The following is a 14,537-nucleotide window of genomic DNA, read 5'->3' on the forward strand; positions in this document are numbered from 1 at the left end:
TAAATGCACTACGGGTTAATACAATAATATTAAATAAAAACTCTACTTTTAAGTGTTCTTAACAAGGGGAAGATTACAGATGCTGCCCCCAAACAATCCCACTAATCATCAACAATAAAAAGTAAAATATCTTTTTCATACGTCTTTCGTCAACTATTTTTAGAATAACGCAATTTACTTTAGAATATTCTATCAACCATAATGTTTCTAATTTTCGTGAGATAAACTATCTTTGCAACCTGAAAATTTGATTAAGATGTCTTTAGAACAAGAAATAAATAAAAGAAAAACCTTTGGAATTATCGCCCATCCCGATGCTGGTAAAACAACTTTAACAGAGAAGTTATTACTTTTTGGAGGCGCAATTCAAGAAGCTGGTGCCGTAAAAAGTAACAAAATTAAAAAAGGAGCAACTTCCGATTTTATGGAAATTGAACGCCAACGTGGTATTTCGGTTGCTACTTCAGTTTTAGCATTCGAATATAAAGGAAAAAAGATTAATATCTTAGATACGCCTGGTCACAAGGATTTCGCCGAAGACACTTTCCGTACACTAACTGCCGTAGATTCTGCGATTGTGGTAATCGACGTTGCAAAAGGGGTTGAGGAACAAACAATCAAATTGGTAGAAGTTTGTCGTATGCGCAAAATTCCGATGTTGGTTTTCATTAACAAAATGGACCGCGAAGGAAAAGATGCGTTTGATTTAATGGACGAAGTAGAACAAAAACTAGACTTACAAGTTACACCACTTTCTTGGCCGATTGGTATTGGAGCAACTTTCAAAGGAATTTATAATATTTGGGAGAAAAACATCAATATTTTTTCTGGAGATAATAAACAAAAAATTTCTGAAACAACGAAAGTTGAGGATTTATCAAGTCCAGATTTAGACACATTAATTGGAACAACTTACGCCGAAAATCTTCGTAATGAGATTGATTTAATTGACGGAGTTTATCCAGAATTTGATATGCAAGAATATATGGACGGAAATTTACAACCTGTATTTTTCGGTTCTGCTCTTAATAATTTTGGTGTTCGCGAATTGTTAGACGCTTTCGTTGATATTGCACCAACTCCACAATCTAAAGAAACAGATTTGAGAATTGTCGAACCTTATGAAAATAAATTTTCTGGCTTCGTGTTCAAAATTCATGCGAATATGGATCCGAAACACCGCGACCGTTTAGCCTTTATCAAAATCGTTTCTGGTAAATTTGAACGTAATACCAACTATTTCCACGTTCGCCAAGGTAAAAACATGAAATTCGCTGCGCCAAATGCTTTCTTTGCTGATAAAAAAGAAGTGGTTGATGAATCGTTTGCGGGTGATATCGTTGGTTTACACGATACAGGAAACTTTAGAATTGGTGATACGTTGACAGAAGGTGAAAAATTTTCTTTCAAAGGAATTCCAGCTTTCTCCCCAGAACATTTCCGTTACATCAACAATGCTGATCCAATGAAAGCAAAACAATTGGAAAAAGGAATTGATCAATTAATGGACGAAGGTGTTGCGCAGTTATTTACATTAGAAATGAATAATCGTAAAGTTATCGGAACCGTTGGTGCACTGCAATATGAGGTTATCCAATATCGTTTGGAGCACGAATATGGTGCAAAAGCAACGTACGAACCTTTCTCTGTTCACAAAGCGTGTTGGGTAGAAGTTGAAGATGAAAAATCAGAAGAATTCTTAGAATTCAAACGTGTTAAACAACGTTATTTAGCAAGAGATAAATTCAATCAATTGGTATTTTTAGCAGATTCTGCTTTTACAATTCAAATGACGCAAGATAAATTTCCGTCAGTGAAATTACATTTTGTAAGTGAGTTTTAAATTTTGGTCAGATAATTGAATTAACCAACTGAAATATTTTTTAGAAAAAATCTAAATGAAAAAGATCATATTAAGTTTAACATTGATTTCAGCGTTTGCAGTAAATTCAAAAGCACAAGATTTGAAATCAATTTTTGGAACATTAAAAAAAGAAGTCGAAAAAGTAAACACTCAAACGACAACACAAAATAATTCAACAGTAAAAGTTGATTCAATAAAAGTTGTAAATGGTTCAACAGAATCTAAAACAATTTCTGCAGAATCCTTAACAAAGTTAAATGGTTTATCTAACGCAACTGTTGCCTCTGGATTGAAAGAAGCTTTGTCATTAGGATTAACGGACGGAATAAAATCATTGGGTCAAAAGAATGGTTTTTATAATAATTCAGTTGCAAAAATCTTGATGCCAGAAGAATTACAAAATGTAGAAAAAACTTTGCGTTCTTTAGGAATGGGAAGTTTGGCGGATAAAGGAATCAAATTATTGAATTCTGCTGCTGAAGATGCTGTTTCTGAAGCTGCTCCTATTTTCGTAAACGCTGTGACATCAATGACAATTACAGATGCGAAAGATATTTTATTAGGAGGAAATAATTCGGCTACCAATTATTTAAAACTAAAAACAACATCTGATTTAACAAAGGCTTTTCAACCAAAAGTGGAAGCGTCTTTAGGTAAAGTTAGTGCGGATAAAGTTTGGAATAATTTGATTACAAAATACAATACGTTAACTGGAAATCAAATTGATCCAAACCTGAATGCTTATGTAACACAACAAACAATAAATGGTGTGTTTAACATGGTTGCAGAAAAAGAAGAAGGAATTCGCGGGAATAAAGCTTTGCGTACAACATCGTTGTTACAACAGGTTTTCGGAGCGCAAGATAGTAAGAAGTAAAATACTTCTATTCAATCAAAAAAACTCGTTACAATTTGTAACGAGTCTTTTAGATGATAATTACTCAATAAAATAAGACCAAGGTATATCAAATCTTCCTCGTCTTTCTGCTACTTTAAGCTTTTCTCCTTCAAAACTTGAGTAATACTTTTTATAATCTACTTTTATCTCTTTTTCTATAAATGTATTGTTCCAATCTTCAATTATTAAATAATAACTACTACCTCCTTTACTATTTTTCTTAATTTTTTTCAAAATCTGAGTTTCATAAATTTGAGGAGTAGATTGATCATACTTACAATTAATGAATATAACAGAATAAATAGAAAATACTTCAATTAATATTATGATAAAAACATTATAAACAAAATTTTTCTTGTTGTAAATCAATATTTTAAATTGATTAAAATAATAGATTATTAAGATTAATAACGCTATAACACTCGAAGGAACCCATACATTTTTATAATCTAAGACATTGTAATCCATAGCAGTTCTAATGATTAATCCAAAACAAGATAACATAAAACCTATAGAAATTGTTGGAAGATTTGGTCTAATTTCAGGCTCAATTGAGATCAAACCTCGATAATATCTAACTAAAATGATGCAAAAAATAGGATAAACAAAAGATAAATAAATTAAAATTTCATTAAAAAACTGAAAAACTAATGTACTCAAACCTAAAATGCATCCAATAATATTAATTAATAAAGCCGTTCTTTTCAACGACTTTAAATCAGTAAATTTTTGTTCAATAATAACTAAATCTAAAAAATTCATAAAATCTAAAAATCCGCTCAATGAGCGGATTTTCTATTTGTAATAAAATATATCATTTCCTATTAAGCTTCACAAGAAGAACAAGAAACTAAGTTTGCAACTAATTCCTTAGAAACTGATTGTGAACGCTGATAGTACAATGTTTTTACACCTAATTGCCAAGCTTCGATCATCAAACGGTTAACTTCTTTCACAGGTAAATCTGGTGGAATATTTAGGTTTAATGACTGCGATTGATCTACATATTTTTGACGAATCGCTGCTTGTTGAACAATTTCTAATTGAGAAATTTCTTTGAATGTTTTGAACACATCTTTTTCCTCTTTTGTCAATTGTTCTAAATGTTGCACAGAGCCACCATTCAACATGATTTCGCGCCAAATATCTTCGTTATCGATTCCTTTTTCTTGTAATAATTTAGTCAAATATTTATTCTTACGCATAAAGTTTCCTTTCGATAAACCTGCTTTGTAATAATTTGAAGCAAACGGCTCAATTCCTGGAGAAGTTTGTCCTAAAATCGCAGAAGAAGACGTAGTTGGTGCAATTGCACAAGTTGTTGTATTACGACGTCCGTAGCCTTTTAAAACCTCTGGTTCACCATAAATACGAGCTAATTCTTCCGAAGCTTTATCTGCTTTAGATTGAATATGCTTGAAAATTTCTGTTGTACGTAATTTCGCTTCCATTCCTTCAAAAGGAATCATGTTGCGTTGTAAGTAAGAGTGCCACCCTAATACACCTAAACCTAATGCACGGTGACGTTTTGCAAAACGATTAGCTGATGCTAAATAATGATTTCCTTCTGTTTTTTCGATGAATTCTTGTAAAACTGCATCTAAAAAGAAAATTGCTAAACGTACTGCCTCAGTATCTTTCCATTCATCGTATAGCTCTAAGTTCATAGAAGATAAACAACAAATAAATGATTCATCAGCAGATGAAGGCAACATAATTTCTGAACAAAGATTAGAAGCATTAATTGACATTCCTAAATCTTTGTAAACCTGTGGTTTATTTTTATTTACGTTATCTGTAAAGAATAAATATGGTAATCCTTTTTCTTGACGTGATTCTAAAACTTTCGCCCAAATTTGACGTTTATCCGCATCTCCATCAATCATTTCTTGCATCCAATAATCTGGCACACAAACACCATAAAATAAATTCTGAATTGAACTTCCTATCGATTTAATTTTCAAAAATTCTTCGATATCATCATGATCAATATCCAAATAAGCCGCAAAAGCTCCACGACGTGTAGAACCTTGAGAAACCACATTCATCGCAGAATTGAACAATTCCATAAACGAAACAGCACCACTACTCTTTCCGTTATCTGTAATCGCCGCTCCACGCTCACGCAATTCACCAAAATAACCAGAAGTACCACCACCGATTTTAGTTTGCATAATAACTTCTCCTAATTTATGCGTAATTCCTTCAATACTATCTGGAATATGAACATTGAAACAAGAAATTGGTAAACCACGCTCTGTTCCCATATTTGCCCAAATTGGAGATGATAAACTCATCCAACCTCTTTCTATCATTTCTTTGAAAGATTCTTGCAATTCTGGTTTATATAAACGTTTTGCAGCCGCAGCCGTGATACGATCTATAGCTCCTTCAACTGTTTCCCCTTTCAATAAATAACCTCTATTCAAAATTTGTTCAGATTCAGAGTTTTTCCACCATAATTTTGGTGCTTCACCGTCAAAAAATATATTTTGAATGTCGTCGTGTGGTATTGGATTGTCCATAGCTTTAGAATTTATAATGATGTGATATTGTTAAATAATTTTATTTATAGTTGTGTTTTTGATAAAAAGTTTTGGCGGTTTAAAATAAATCGTCTGCCGAAATACTTTTGTCATGTTTAGTATAATCTACTGGTCTTTTTGCGAAAAAATCGTCTAAACTACTCGCAAAAACTTCTTCCTCAAACCAAGCCATCGGTTTATACTGTTCTTGGGAAATATGAAATATTTTTTTGTATCCAATTTTAGCAATTGCTTCATCAATACGGTATTTCATATAGTTTAATAAATCTGCTTTTGAGTAATAACCAAATTCTCCTTTCTCGAAAATCCAATCTAACATCATTTCTTCTTGGTCAATATAACCACGAACAGCAGTTTCTACCCAATTTTGATCTAATTCCTCTGGTAATAAACCTTCTTCACGAATTTTATTAATCAAATAAATCCCAGCATTTGCGTGAATTTGCTCATCTGTAGATGTCCAAGCAATGATGTTTGCTGTATTTTTCATTAAACCATCAAAACGTGTAAATGCCAAAATATTTGCAAATTTCGAGAATAACGAACTATCTTCGATTACCAATGCAAAGAACAATAATTTCTCTACAATTGATTTGTTCTCGTCACGCATAATTTCTCCAACAAACGTATTATAACTTTTGAAAATTGGATTTTGTAAGGCTACATTAAACTCATCTAAATAACCATTTACCTCCAAAATACGCGAATACGCTTCACTATGTCTAAACTCACATTCTGCAAAAGTAGCACCTAATCCATTCAATTCTGGCTTTGGAAAATAATGATACAAATCTCCCCAGAATCCTTTTACCGTTACCTCTACTTGCGCAATTGATAAAATAGAACGTTTGTGAATTTCGCGTTTCGCATCATCTAAATTGGCATGATAGTCTTGGATATCTGAAGTAAAATCTACTTCTCCGTGTACCCAATATGCTTTTTGGATTGCTTCTGTAAAGGTTAAAATTTCAGGATATTCAAATGGTTTATAATTTACCCTTTTATCAAAAATAGACATAGTTTTTTGGACTTTTTAGATTAATAAACTTTGGTAAAAACGAATTCTTTCATCAAAATAAATGAAGTTGGTTCTTTTATTTTATTTAGAAATTTGAACCTCAATAGGGTTACATTTTCGTTTCAATTACTCATCGATTCTTTCAAAATTAAGATAAGATTTTACAATTAAAAATTTTGTAATCTTAAAAAATAAAAAGGTTATCAACAAGTTGTTAATTATTTGATTATTAATTAATTATTTTTGAATTTTTATTCGTTATAATTTAATAATTTTTATCAAAACAACAACTATAACTTGGATTAATTTTCTATAATTTAACAAAAAAATAGGCAAGCCTTGTTATAGACTTGCCTAAAGAATATGATTAAATTCTAAATTTTATCTTGCAATATTTACTGCACGTGTTTCACGAATTACAGTTACACGAACTTGACCTGGATAAGTCATTTCGTTTTGAATTTTATCCGAAATTAAGAACGATAATTCAGCTGCTTTTGTGTCATCAACTTTATCACTTTCTACAATCACACGCAACTCACGACCAGCTTGGATAGCGTATGCTTTTTCCACACCATCAAAGTTAAGAGCCGTAGCTTCTAAATCTTTCAGACGTTGCATATACGATTCCACAACTTGACGACGAGCCCCTGGACGAGCACCAGAAATTGCATCGGCAACTTGTATAAGTGGCGAAATTAAAGAAGTCATCTCTATTTCATCGTGGTGAGCTCCAATTGCATTAATTACGTCTGGATGTTCTCCATATTTCTCTGCCCATTGCATCCCCAAAATTGCGTGAGGCAATTCAGATTCTTGCTCCGGAACTTTACCAATATCGTGTAATAAACCTGCACGTTTCGCTAACTTAGGATTTAATCCTAATTCTGCAGCCAAGGTTCCTGCCAAATTTGCCACCTCGCGAGAGTGTTGTAACAGGTTTTGACCATAAGAAGAACGATATTTCATTCGTCCAACAATACGAACCAAATCTTTGTGTAAACCGTGAATTCCCAAATCTAAAATTGTTTTCTTACCAACTTCGATAATTTCATCCTCAATTTGTTTTGTTGTTTTTGCCACAACTTCCTCAATACGTGCTGGGTGAATACGCCCATCCGTTACTAAACGGTGCAAAGATAAACGAGCAATTTCACGACGAACAGGATCAAAACATGAAAGAATAATCGCTTCTGGCGTATCATCAACAATCACTTCAACTCCTGTAGCAGCTTCTATTGCACGAATATTACGTCCTTCACGACCAATGATACGTCCTTTGATTTCATCAGATTCAATGTTAAACACAGAAACTGCATTCTCTATCGCTTGCTCTGTTCCGATTCGTTGAATAGAAGAAATCACAATTTTACGCGCTTCATTTTTCGCATCCAATTCAGCCTCTTCCATAATTTCTTGGATATGAGCTTGTGCTTTCGTTCTTGCTTCGTCTTTCAAGACTTCAATCAATTCAGCACGTGCTTCATCAGCAGAATAGTTTGAAATTTTCTCAAGGATTTCTACTTGTTTTTTGTGCATCGTATCCACTTCTTTTTGCTTAATGTTAAGCTTCTCTGTACGTGCTTGTATATTTCCTTTCTCAGATTTAATCTGATCTTTTTGTTTCTGAATTTCTGCTAAGTCCGTTTTGATTCTCTCTTCACGTTCTTTTACTTTAAGCTCAGCATCAGCTACTTTTCTTTCACGTTGATTAACAACTTCTTCGTGTTTAGATTTTAATTCTAAAAATTTTTCTTTGGCTTGAAAAATTTTCTCTTTTTTAATGGCTTCACCATCTTTCTCAGCATCATTAATCAAATTTTGTGCTTTGCGAGTTGCTTCGTCAATCAGTTCTTGATTCTGTTTATCAACTGATTTTTTTGATAAGAAATATCCCACCGCTGCACCTATGATTAATGTAACAATTGCAATAATTATTGTCATAATTGGGTCCATAGATTATGTAATGTTTATATATAAAAAAACCTACATTAGTAAAGTATGTTTTGAGTTAACTCCTGTAAACAGGATTTGAGTTAGTCCGTCAGTCAAGTATCCGCTGTCAAATAAATGAACCTAAAAGGTTGCGGCCCGCTTTCCGAACGGTGTTCACTCGGTAACAAAACTAGTGTTGAGTTAACCAAAATAGCTAGAACTAATGTAGGAATATTGTTTAGTGGACAGTTTCACAACTGTCAGAACTTCTCTTATTTTGCGATTGACTGATCAATCAATTCTAATAACTTCGAAATGCGCTCTGTTGTCATTTCTTCGTTATCTTTCACTTGCTTTTTCAGCTTTGCTTCACGTAAAGCTAACTGAATTGTCACCATTGCAAGCGCGTCTTGTTTGTCAGAAACAGCGTACTTTTGTTCAAATTGTTTCAAAATACCATTTATTTCTTCTGCACAAGAAAGTAACATTTCTTCCTCGTCAGAATTAATCGTCATTGGGTAATGACGTGAAGCAATTTTTATCTCAATTCGTTGAGTTGACATTCTTTTATTAATTATTAGTTTTAATTTGAGCGATGCACGTATCGACTTCTTTTATTAATTTGTTCATTCTTTGCTTCATCATTTGTTTGTACTCCTGATTTCCGCTCATTGCATTAACGACTTTTAATCGTTTTACTTCCTCATTTAAATTTAAGTTATTCGCTTGCGAATCTCTCAATTTATTTTTCAATCGGGCATTTTCTTCTTTTAGAGAATTGATTTCATTTTGCAATTTTTCCAATTCTTGTATCGAGTTTTCAGCGCCCTTCAATATATCTTTATAATTCCCAAGTTGGCCTAAAACACTTAAAACTTTGTTTTCAAGTTCATTAAATTTTACCATTTTTTCCATCTCCTGAGAATTTCAATTATTCTAGCTTCTATTGCAAAAATAGTATTTTTTTACTTCTAATCAATACAATAACCTAAATATTATCAGTTTTTTCTTATTCATTTGACAAATAGAGATTTACTTACATTTTTTGTTTCGTTTCTCTATTCTTCACTACTTTCACAACATACTTGATACTAAAAAACAAAAACAATACCGAAAGAATAGTTGGCAGAAATTGACAGAAAATAATCAAAATTGATTTGAAATAATACATTCCATCTTTCCAACTTTGTTTTAACTCATATCCTAAGTTGATTTCTCTATAAGCTTTCAAATCAGTTTGTGGTAAAATATTCGTTACAACTCGTGGTTCTTCTGATAATTGATACGCAATAGTCGCATAAGAAGTAGCATCATTTATCAACGCTTTATTCACTTTATTTTCGATTTGTTTCGAGATTTTCATTGCTTTATTGTTTTCATTTTTCAACTCATTTTCATATTTCTCAAAGGTCATTTCTTCATTATTAATCAAAATATGATCGATAATAATTCCTTTCTCCACTGCAAATTTGACATGCTCACGCAATTTATTTGACGGAACTTTCAATTCAATCAAATAAGAACGTTGAATTTTGTCTATTTTCTTAACGCTTTCTTCGGATAATTCAACTATATCCGAATCTAAAATTTGATTAATCATTTCACTATTCAAAACAAATCCATTCAACGAAATCGCATTTTCTTCGATTTGAACCGCATCTTTCATCGCATCTTTTACTTTCATTTCGATCAACGCATTCGATTTAAAAACCTTCCCTTCTACTTCTAAATTTGCAGCATTAGAAACCGCAACTTCTTCTTTGCATCAGCAGCCAATTCTGCATTACTTTCTGAACCTTTGTATTCATTACAACTTACGATAGAAGCAACTATAAAAAGTGCTAAAATAATTTTTCTCATGATGATGTTTTTTATGTTTGATTTTAAAATTACTTTCATCATTTCTCAATCATTCACTAAAATCCTTTTCTTTTACTTGTTTATTATTTTACAAATACAAAATATTGATAATCATTTATTTAATTTTATTTTACAAAAATTTATCTCCAAATAATTTTCAGAAATTCAAAAGATTAAGGAGGTTTGTAAAAGATTTAATTTACTTTTAACTGATTTGTTAATTATTGAAAAGAAAAAATGAAAGTGATTAAGCCAATTTTCCTAAACTTATTACTAAGTTCTGTTGTTTTTGGACAACGATCAGAACAACCAAAATCTGAAACATATCCAAAAAACATCTTCCAAAATCCTTTAGAAATTACCAATTATTTAGCTGGTAATTTTGGAGAATTACGTGCCAATCATTTCCACGCTGGGCTTGATATCAAAACTCAACAACGAGAAGGTCTGAAAGTAAAAGCGGTTGGAGACGGTTACATTTCTCGCATTAATATTTCGCCAACAGGTTATGGAAATGCACTTTATATCGATCACCCAAACGGATATACTTCTGTTTATGCCCATTTGAGAGAATTTACGCCCGAATTGCAAGAATATGTGCGCAAACAACAATATGCAAACGAAACGTTTAAGATAGAATTGCATCCAAAACCAAACGAACTTCCTGTAAAAATGGGCGATTTGATTGCTCTTTCTGGAAATTCTGGAGGTTCTGGAGGTCCACATTTACATTTCGAAATTCGTGATACCAAAACAGAAGAACCAATTAATCCTTTTTACTTCGGTTTTGATTTACCTGATACTCGAAAACCATCTATTTTAGGCCTATATGCTTATCCAATTTATGGCGATGTGAATCAAAAAACCAATCGTGTTGTTGTGGTAAATGGAGGTACAATTTCTGCCTCTGGCGCAATAGGTTTTGGTGTAAAAGCCTATGACAAACACAATGGAGCAGAAAATAACAATGGAGTTCATCAAATTAATATTTATGTGAATGATGAACCGATTTATACGTTTACTTCTAATCGTTTTTCGTTTGATGAAGCTCGAGCTATAAATACAGTTTGCGATTATGGCGATATTCAGAAAAATAATAGTTGGGTGTATCAAGGATTTGTGAAAGATGGGAATCCTGTCAGAATGTATTCAAATCTAAAAAACAATGGAATTTTAGAGCTTGAAGAAGGAAAATCGTACAAAGTAAAAATTGACGTTTCTGATTATGCAGGAAATTTATCTTCGCAATCTTTTACAGTTAATGGAAAAGCATTTGTAGATTCTGCAAAACTTACTGAAACAAATCCAATGTTGTGGAACAAAGAAAATCATTTCAAATCTGATGGAATCGAAATATTTTTCCCTAAAAATATTTTTTATGAAGATTTTGATTTAGCTTATAAATTCTCGAATGGTAAACATTGGGTGGGCGATTATTATATACCAGTTCATCAAACTTACACGTTAGCAATAGAACCGACTACTGACATTCCAACAGCGCAATTGGACAAAGCTGTTATTGTACGCGAATATCAAAAAAGAGGTGCTTGGAAAAAAGATTATTTAACAACAGAGCTCAAAAATGGAAAGCTTGTTGCAAATCCAAAAGATTTTGGTGTTTTTTCTATTTTAATTGACAATACTAAACCGACAATTACTCCGTTAAATATCAAATCAGATAGTCAATTTACTCAAGCTAATGCTATTATCAAATTTACAATTGATGATGCACAATCTGGGATAAAAGATTATAAAGCTTATATCGATGGTAAGTGGGTTTTAGCCGAATATGATCAAAAAATTAAACGATTATCAATTAATTTGAACAAAGAACAGATTTCGGTTGGCAACCATCAATTAGAATTAAACGTGAAAGATGAAAAAAACAACACAGCAACATACTCTACAACATTCAAAAAGATTTCTTAGTACCATAAGTTTATCTCTTTTGGGTGGAATTTTATTTGCTCAAACTGCGCAAATTAATGGTAAAGTTGTCGACGAAAATAGAATTCCAATTAGTGAAGCTGAGATTATTGTCAACGATCAATCTTATTTTACAGATCAAAATGGTAATTTCAAAATTGATATTCCATCAAATTCTTCCGTTACCGTAACTTTTAACAACAATGGTTATCATTCGTTTGCACAAACTTTTACGCTAAAAGATAAAAACAAGAAAGAGATTTTTGTTCAATTAGTTCCTGATCAAACCAATGCAATCGAATTAGGTGAAGCAACTATTTCTTTTCAATCCAATAAAAATAAACCTTTGCAAAGTACCGTTTTGAGTGCTGCGCAAATGCAACAAGGACCAAGTTTGACTGGCGGAGTTGCCGATTTATTGAAAACATTGCCTTTCGTAAATTCGAATACAGAATTAAGTTCGCAATATATGGTTCGCGGAGGAAATTATGACGAAAATTTAATTTACGTTAACGGAATCGAAGTTTATAAACCTCAATTGATTCGTTCTGGCGAACAAGAAGGTTTAGGTTTTGTAAATCCTGCGATGACGCAATTTATCAACTTTTCTGCTGGTGGTTGGGAAGCAAAATACGGCGACAAAATGTCTTCTGTTTTAGATGTTACCTACAAACGCCCAACAAAATTTGAAGGACAATTAGAAGCAAGTTTAATGGGCGGAAGTTTGACATTAGGCGGAGGTTCTAAAGACAAAAAACTTTCGGCAATTGTTGGAGCGCGCTATCAAAACAGAAATTTAGTGTTGAATACCTTAAAAGGTGATACCAATTTCAATCCCGAATATTACGATGTACAAGCCAATATCAATTATAAATTAAATGATAAATGGAATGTTGCATTTTTGGGGACAATGTCACGTTCGCGCTACGAAATGTTTCCTGTAAAACGTGATACGTACATCAACACAATGGATACTCCGTTGTTGCTAACTGTTTTTTATGACGGAAAAGAGGATGATAAATTTGCGACAGAAACAGGAAGTTTATCATTTACATATCAACCAAATTCTAAAGTAGATTTAGGGTTAGACCTTTTTGCTTATCATTCGAAAGAGCGCGAATATTTTGATATTCAAGGTTCTTATTTCATTTCCGAAGTAGACGAAAAAGGCCATGCTACTTCTACGAATGATGTTGGTTCGCAAATCGATCATGCACGAAATAATTTTGATGCGTTGGTTGCTGGAATTCAACACAAAGGAAAATATAAAATCAATGGAAACAATGATATTGAGTGGGGTGCAAAATTTCAACAAGAAGATATTCGTGATTTATTAGGTGAATGGCAAGCAATCGATTCGACAGGATATGTTGTGAATCCAAATCCAGGAAATGGTTTGAATTTAAGTTATTATGTGAATTCTAAAAATAATTTAAAAACCAATCGTATTTCAGGTTACGCACAATATACAAGCAAATTTATGTGGAATGATGCGAAAGTAATGTTCAACGCTGGTGTACGTGCAGCTTATTGGGATTTTAACGAAGAAACAACTGTTTCGCCTCGTGCTCAAATCGCTGTTAAACCAGATTGGGAAAGCGATATGTTGTTCCGTTTTTCGACAGGTATTTATTATCAACCTCCCTTCTATCGCGAAATTCGTCGTTTAGATGGTTCTTTGAATAACAAAGTAAAATCGCAACAATCAATTCATTTTATATTTGGAAACGATTACGAATTCAAATGGATGGATCGTCCGTTCAAATTAACAACTGAGGTTTATTACAAAATCTTAAATGATTTGAATCCGTATTATGTAGACAATGTGAGAATTCGTTATACGGCAGATAACAACTCCAAAGGTTATGCGTATGGACTTGATATGCGTTTATTTGGGCAGTTTGTTCCTGGTATAGATTCTTGGTTCTCGGCTTCGTATGCGCGAGCTTATCAAAATATTGATGACAGAGGAAATATTCCATTACCAACAGATCCTCGTTTCAAATTATCTGCATTTTTCCAAGATTATATGGAGTTTTTACCATCTTTCAAAGTGAATGTAAATTTGATTTATGCTTCTGGTTTACCAAACGGAGCACCACAATTTGCAGATCCTTACCAATACCAAACAACGTTGACAGATTACAAACGTGTTGACATTGGTTTTGTGAAAGAATTGATCAATCAAAAAGAATTGAAACCATCAAAAGGAACATTCTGGAGTAATTTCAAAGAAATTTCGATTGGTGTAGATGTTTTCAATGTGTTTGATATTAAAAACGAAATCAGTAATTCATGGATTCGCGACGTAAATTCGAGTGCAGTTTACACAATGCCAAATTATTTGACAGGACGTTTCTTGAATGGAAAGATTAATTTTAAGTTTTAAAACTATTCAAAATTAATATTAGGATAAATTAATTCTTATTAATAATGGATTTTCAAAAATATATCGGTTACATCATCATTCCAATTATATTTATTTTTTCA

The 14,537-nt window shown here is 32.4% G+C and carries 12 protein-coding genes; 4 read left to right on the top strand and 8 right to left on the bottom strand.

Annotation, left to right across the window (positions count from 1 at the left end; all coding sequences use genetic code 11):
* Nucleotides 1-256: 256 nt before the first annotated feature.
* Nucleotides 257-1,843 (top strand): peptide chain release factor 3, encoded by a 1,587-nt coding sequence (locus tag B2X73_RS04105; protein ID WP_038333563.1) that lies wholly within the window; start codon nt 257-259, stop codon nt 1,841-1,843.
* 55 nt (nt 1,844-1,898) lie between these two features.
* Nucleotides 1,899-2,741: a DUF4197 domain-containing protein gene (locus B2X73_RS04110; protein ID WP_280037648.1), complete on the top strand. Its 843-nt coding sequence runs from the start codon at nt 1,899-1,901 to the stop codon at nt 2,739-2,741.
* Between the two features lie 60 nt (nt 2,742-2,801).
* Here the strand turns inward: B2X73_RS04110 and B2X73_RS04115 are convergent, their stop codons facing one another.
* From B2X73_RS04115 to B2X73_RS04150, 8 genes are all read right to left on the bottom strand, one after another.
* Entirely contained in the window at nt 2,802-3,524 is a 723-nt protein-coding gene (locus tag B2X73_RS04115) for a hypothetical protein (protein WP_286496359.1), read from the bottom strand.
* Between the two features lie 62 nt (nt 3,525-3,586).
* Nucleotides 3,587-5,287: a ribonucleoside-diphosphate reductase subunit alpha gene (locus B2X73_RS04120; RefSeq protein ID WP_115001235.1), complete on the bottom strand. Its 1,701-nt coding sequence runs from the start codon at nt 5,285-5,287 to the stop codon at nt 3,587-3,589.
* A gap of 79 nt (nt 5,288-5,366) precedes the next feature.
* On the bottom strand, nt 5,367-6,326 hold the full coding sequence (locus B2X73_RS04125; RefSeq protein ID WP_038335662.1) for a ribonucleotide-diphosphate reductase subunit beta: 960 nt from the start codon (nt 6,324-6,326) through the stop codon (nt 5,367-5,369).
* A gap of 381 nt (nt 6,327-6,707) precedes the next feature.
* Complete coding sequence (gene rny / locus B2X73_RS04130) at nt 6,708-8,270, bottom strand: ribonuclease Y (protein ID WP_371875740.1); 1,563 nt, start codon at nt 8,268-8,270, stop codon at nt 6,708-6,710.
* 263 nt (nt 8,271-8,533) lie between these two features.
* Nucleotides 8,534-8,824 carry a cell division protein ZapA gene (locus B2X73_RS04135; RefSeq protein WP_038335658.1) on the bottom strand — a complete coding sequence of 97 codons (291 nt, stop codon included), beginning with the start codon at nt 8,822-8,824 and terminating at the stop codon, nt 8,534-8,536.
* A gap of 7 nt (nt 8,825-8,831) precedes the next feature.
* Nucleotides 8,832-9,167 carry a hypothetical protein gene (locus B2X73_RS04140; protein ID WP_146810388.1) on the bottom strand — a complete coding sequence of 112 codons (336 nt, stop codon included), beginning with the start codon at nt 9,165-9,167 and terminating at the stop codon, nt 8,832-8,834.
* 130 nt (nt 9,168-9,297) lie between these two features.
* Nucleotides 9,298-9,945 carry a hypothetical protein gene (locus B2X73_RS04145; RefSeq protein ID WP_286496358.1) on the bottom strand — a complete coding sequence of 216 codons (648 nt, stop codon included), beginning with the start codon at nt 9,943-9,945 and terminating at the stop codon, nt 9,298-9,300.
* A gap of 41 nt (nt 9,946-9,986) precedes the next feature.
* On the bottom strand, nt 9,987-10,121 hold the full coding sequence (locus tag B2X73_RS04150) for a hypothetical protein (protein ID WP_286496357.1): 135 nt from the start codon (nt 10,119-10,121) through the stop codon (nt 9,987-9,989).
* A gap of 237 nt (nt 10,122-10,358) precedes the next feature.
* Here B2X73_RS04150 and B2X73_RS04155 point away from each other — a divergent pair, with 237 nt between their 5' ends.
* Nucleotides 10,359-12,050, top strand: coding sequence for a M23 family metallopeptidase (locus tag B2X73_RS04155; RefSeq protein WP_286496356.1), 1,692 nt, complete (start codon nt 10,359-10,361; stop codon nt 12,048-12,050).
* Complete coding sequence (locus B2X73_RS04160; protein WP_291046777.1) at nt 11,998-14,436, top strand: TonB-dependent receptor; 2,439 nt, start codon at nt 11,998-12,000, stop codon at nt 14,434-14,436. The genes B2X73_RS04155 and B2X73_RS04160 overlap by 53 nt, the downstream gene beginning before the upstream one ends.
* Nucleotides 14,437-14,537: the final 101 nt, after the last annotated feature.

The sequence above is a fragment of the Empedobacter sp. UBA7252 genome, from assembly GCF_002472765.1.
In the GTDB taxonomy this organism is placed as follows: Bacteria; Bacteroidota; Bacteroidia; order Flavobacteriales; family Weeksellaceae; genus Empedobacter; species Empedobacter falsenii_B.

Excerpts from the sequence above, each read along its gene's own strand:
- B2X73_RS04105 (WP_038333563.1), top strand. The coding sequence starts at position 257 with ATGTCTTTAGAACAAGAAATAAATAAAAGAAAAACCTTTGGAATTATC.
- B2X73_RS04110 (WP_280037648.1), top strand. The coding sequence starts at position 1,899 with ATGAAAAAGATCATATTAAGTTTAACATTGATTTCAGCGTTTGCAGTA.
- B2X73_RS04115 (WP_286496359.1), bottom strand. The coding sequence starts at position 3,524 with ATGAATTTTTTAGATTTAGTTATTATTGAACAAAAATTTACTGATTTA.
- B2X73_RS04120 (WP_115001235.1), bottom strand. The coding sequence starts at position 5,287 with ATGGACAATCCAATACCACACGACGACATTCAAAATATATTTTTTGAC.
- B2X73_RS04125 (WP_038335662.1), bottom strand. The coding sequence starts at position 6,326 with ATGTCTATTTTTGATAAAAGGGTAAATTATAAACCATTTGAATATCCT.
- rny (WP_371875740.1), bottom strand. The coding sequence starts at position 8,270 with ATGACAATAATTATTGCAATTGTTACATTAATCATAGGTGCAGCGGTG.
- B2X73_RS04135 (WP_038335658.1), bottom strand. The coding sequence starts at position 8,824 with ATGTCAACTCAACGAATTGAGATAAAAATTGCTTCACGTCATTACCCA.
- B2X73_RS04140 (WP_146810388.1), bottom strand. The coding sequence starts at position 9,167 with ATGGTAAAATTTAATGAACTTGAAAACAAAGTTTTAAGTGTTTTAGGC.
- B2X73_RS04145 (WP_286496358.1), bottom strand. The coding sequence starts at position 9,945 with ATGAAAGTAAAAGATGCGATGAAAGATGCGGTTCAAATCGAAGAAAAT.
- B2X73_RS04150 (WP_286496357.1), bottom strand. The coding sequence starts at position 10,121 with ATGAGAAAAATTATTTTAGCACTTTTTATAGTTGCTTCTATCGTAAGT.
- B2X73_RS04155 (WP_286496356.1), top strand. The coding sequence starts at position 10,359 with ATGAAAGTGATTAAGCCAATTTTCCTAAACTTATTACTAAGTTCTGTT.
- B2X73_RS04160 (WP_291046777.1), top strand. The coding sequence starts at position 11,998 with ATGAAAAAAACAACACAGCAACATACTCTACAACATTCAAAAAGATTT.